Here is a 3730-nt window from a genome sequence, read left to right as displayed (position 1 = left end):
CCCGCCGCAGACGCCACCGGCACCGTCTCGATGGCAGCGGCCAGTGGCAAGGTCGCCCTGGTGCAAGGCACCGCCGCGCTGACGGGCGCCAACCCCAGCGGCGCCGAAGACATCGTCAGTTATGGCAGCACCAGCAACGCCACCGAAGGCGCACCCACGGGCACCGCGCTGAGCACCACCCTGGCCGCCTGGCGGGTCAACGACGGCTGCACCGACACGAACAACAACGCGGCCGACTTCATCACCGCCGCGCCTGCGCCGCGCAACAGCAGCAGCCCGCTCAAGCCATGCAGCGGCGCGCCCGAGCCCTCTCCTGCGCCGTCGCCGTCTCCCTCGCCTTCGCCCAGCCCCTCGCCATCGGTCACGCCCATCTCGCAGATCCAGGGCACGGGCCACACCAGCTCGCTCGTGGGCCAGAGCGTGACCACGCGCGGCATCGTCACGCGCGTCAACAACAACGGCTTCTTCATCCAGAGTGACGCGCCCGACGGCAACCCGCTCACGTCGGAAGGCCTGTTCGTCTTCACCAGCAGCGCCTCCACCGTCAGCGTCAAGCAGTTGGTGCAGCTCACCGGCACCGTGACCGAGTTCAACACCGGCGCCGCCTCCAACGCCCTCACCGCCAGCCGCCCCATCACGCAGCTGACCAGCGTGAGCGGGCTGAGCGTGTTGGCCAGCAACCAGGCCATCTCACCCACGCCACTGACCCTGCCCGCCACACAGGACGAACTCGAAGCCCTGGAAGGCATGCTGGTGCAGGTCACCAACACGCTGACCGCCTCGCAGAACTACTTCCAGGGCCGCTATGGCCAGGTCACGCTGTCGGCCGACGGTCGCCTGGTCAAGCCCACCAACGTTCACCCCGCCGGCTCGGTCGCGGCACTGCAACTCGCCGAAGCCAACGCGCAACGCCAGCTGTTGCTTGATGATGGCAGCTCGCTGCAGAACCCCACGCCCATCCCCTACATCGGCGCGGACAACACGCTGCGCGCCGGCGACACGCTGGACGGCTTGGTCGGCGTGCTCGACTACGGCCTGAGCACCGCCAGCAACACCGGCCTGGCCAGCTACAAGGTGCACCCCACGCAAGCCGTGAGCTTCCAGCGCGCGCACCCTCGCAGCACGCAACCAGCGGACGTGGGCGGCAACCTCAAGGTGGCCAGCTTCAACGTGCTGAACTACTTCACCACCTTCACCAACGGCCAGACCGCCAGCGGCGCCAGCGGCCAGGGTTGCTCGCTGGGCAGCAGCGTGGCGGCCGGTAACTGCCGTGGCGCCGACAACCTCACCGAGTTCACCCGCCAGCGCGACAAGATCGTGCAAGCCCTGCTCGGGCTGGACGCCGACGTGGTCGGACTCATGGAGATCCAGAACAACGGCAACACCGCTGCGCAGAACCTGGTCGATGCGCTCAACGCCCTGGCCGGCGCCGGCACCTACGCCGTCGTGTCCCTGCCCGTGGCCTTCGATGCCACCGTGGGCGGCAACCCCACCGGCACCGATGCCATCCGTGTCGCGCTCATCCACAAGCCCGCCAAGGTCACGCCGCAGGGCAGCGCACTGGCAGACACCGACCCGATCCACAACCGCCCGCCGCTGGCACAAGTGTTCGCCACGCCCAACGGCGAGCGCTTTGCCGTCGTCGTCAACCACTTCAAGTCCAAGGGCTGCTCGGACGCGGCCGGCGCCAACACCGACCAAGGTGACGGCCAAGGCTGCTACAACGCCAACCGCCAGGCCCAGGCCAGCCGCCTGCTGAGCTTCGCGAGCGAGCTGCAGAGCCGCACCGGCGACAGCGACGTGCTGGTCATCGGCGACCTCAACGCCTACGGCAAGGAGGACCCGATCCTCACGCTGACCCAGGGCGGCTTCACCGACCTGATCGATGCCTTCGAAGGCGAAGCTGGCTACTCCTACGTCTTCGACGGCGAGGTGGGCTACCTGGACCACGCCCTGGCCACAGCCAGCGCACTGGGCCAGGTCAGCGGCGTGACGCACTGGCACATCAACGCAGATGAGCCCTTCGTGATCGACTACGACATGAACTTCAAGCGCTCGCCCAGCACCGGCCAGTGCTACAACGCCTCGCTCACCGCTTGCAGCCCCGACCTCTACACCGCCACGCCATACCGCTCGTCGGACCATGACCCGGTGTTGATCGGCCTGAACCTGCTGAAGTCGCTCACGGGCACCGCCGGCCGCGACACGCTGGTGGGCACGCCGGGTGACGACGTCATCACCGGCCTGGCGGGTGCCGACCGACTCAGCGGCGGCCATGGTCGCGACACCTTCGTCTACACCAGCCTGCGCGACGGCAGCGACACCATCACCGACTTCGTGCCCGGCACCGACCGCATCGACCTGAGCGCCGTGGTGGCCCTGCTGCGCAACACGCATGGCGTGACCAGCACCGACCTGATCGCCAGCGGTCACATCCGCCTGGTCGACAGCGCGGCCGGCCTGCAAGTGCGCGTTGACACCGATGGCAGCGCGGGCCCTGCGGGCGCCTTGCTGCTGGCCACGCTCAGCGGCGTGCACAGCTCCCACATCGTGGCATCGCGCGACCTGATCCAGTGAACAACAAACGATCTGCATGAGGGGCGGCGCGCGACACACCACCTGATGCCAACATGCACCGGGCAGGACTGCTCACAAAGCGGCCTTCCCTGTTCATTTGTGGCGAAACTGTCTTCAGGCAAACCCTGGAACGGGGGTCACCACCGTGTCACAGCTGGCCCGCAACATGCATTCTGACGACGTGAGCAGCGCCCTGGCGCCGCGCACCCCCTGGAGAAGTGCATCATGCGTGCCCTGATGAACCTGGCCATCGAGCCTGCCCTCAAGCTGTACGAAGTGTCCACGATGGTCGTGATCGACCCGTCGTGCAAAGCCGTGCAACGCGTGCTCAAGGTGATGGCCGACACCCCGATGGGTGCGATCTCCATCGTGCGAGACCGCTACCCCCGCTCCCGTGCGCACCAGGTCGTGTCCTGCCGCATGCTGGAAGGCCTCTCGCCCGCCTGACCCAGCCTGGTGCCCCACCCTTGCACGCCGAAGCGGTGTGGTGCGGCCGCCTTGCCCCCGGAGGCGCTTTCAAACCCCTTGAAAGCCGCATCGCGCATCCTCATTTATGCTGGCGAAATCCCTTCGCTCCATGCACCGTAAGGAAGCGCCATGCACCTGTTGAAGTCCCACCCGATCCGAAGCCTGCGTCGCACCGCCCTGATCGCCACGCTGACCGCCTCGGCCGCCCTGACCGGCTGCGGCTACAACGACTTCCAGCGCCTGGATGAGCAAACCAAGTCCGCCTGGTCGGAAGTGCTCAACCAGTACCAGCGCCGCGCCGACCTGATCCCCAACATCGTGGCCACCGTCAAAGGTGAGGCCAACTTCGAGCAGGACACCCTCACCAAGGTCGTTGAAGCCCGCGCCAAGGCCACCAGCATCCAGGCCACGCCCGAGCTGATCAACAACCCGGAAGCGTTCAACAAGTTCCAGCAGGCTCAAGGCGAGCTGTCGGGCGCGCTCTCGCGCCTGCTCGTGGTCAGCGAGAACTACCCCAACCTGAAGGCCAACCAGGGCTTCCAGGACCTGCGCGTGCAGCTCGAAGGCACCGAGAACCGCATCACCGTGGCACGCAACCGCTACATCCAGACCGTGCAGGAGTACAACGTGCTCGCGCGCAGCTTCCCCAGCAACCTCACCGCCAAGGTGATGGGTTACGAGGTCA

3 protein-coding genes are annotated in these 3730 nt (G+C 67.2%); all 3 read left to right on the top strand.

Translation table 11 applies throughout. From position 1 onward, the window contains the following. On the top strand, positions 1-2577 hold a 2577-nt coding region (locus tag B2W70_RS03775), incomplete at its 5' end, for an ExeM/NucH family extracellular endonuclease (protein ID WP_286743009.1). Positions 2578-2802: 225 nt separating this feature from the next. Next, on the top strand, positions 2803-3024 hold the full coding sequence (locus tag B2W70_RS03770; protein ID WP_058086411.1) for a hypothetical protein: 222 nt from the start codon (positions 2803-2805) through the stop codon (positions 3022-3024). A gap of 150 nt (positions 3025-3174) precedes the next feature. Continuing rightward, positions 3175-3730: LemA family protein (locus B2W70_RS03765; RefSeq protein ID WP_286743004.1), on the top strand; the 556-nt coding region annotated here is incomplete at its 3' end.

Source organism: Aquabacterium sp. UBA2148, assembly GCF_002328915.1.
Taxonomy (GTDB): domain Bacteria; phylum Pseudomonadota; class Gammaproteobacteria; order Burkholderiales; family Burkholderiaceae_C; genus Aquabacterium; species Aquabacterium parvum.
This window is presented reverse-complemented; position numbering and strand designations above follow the sequence as displayed.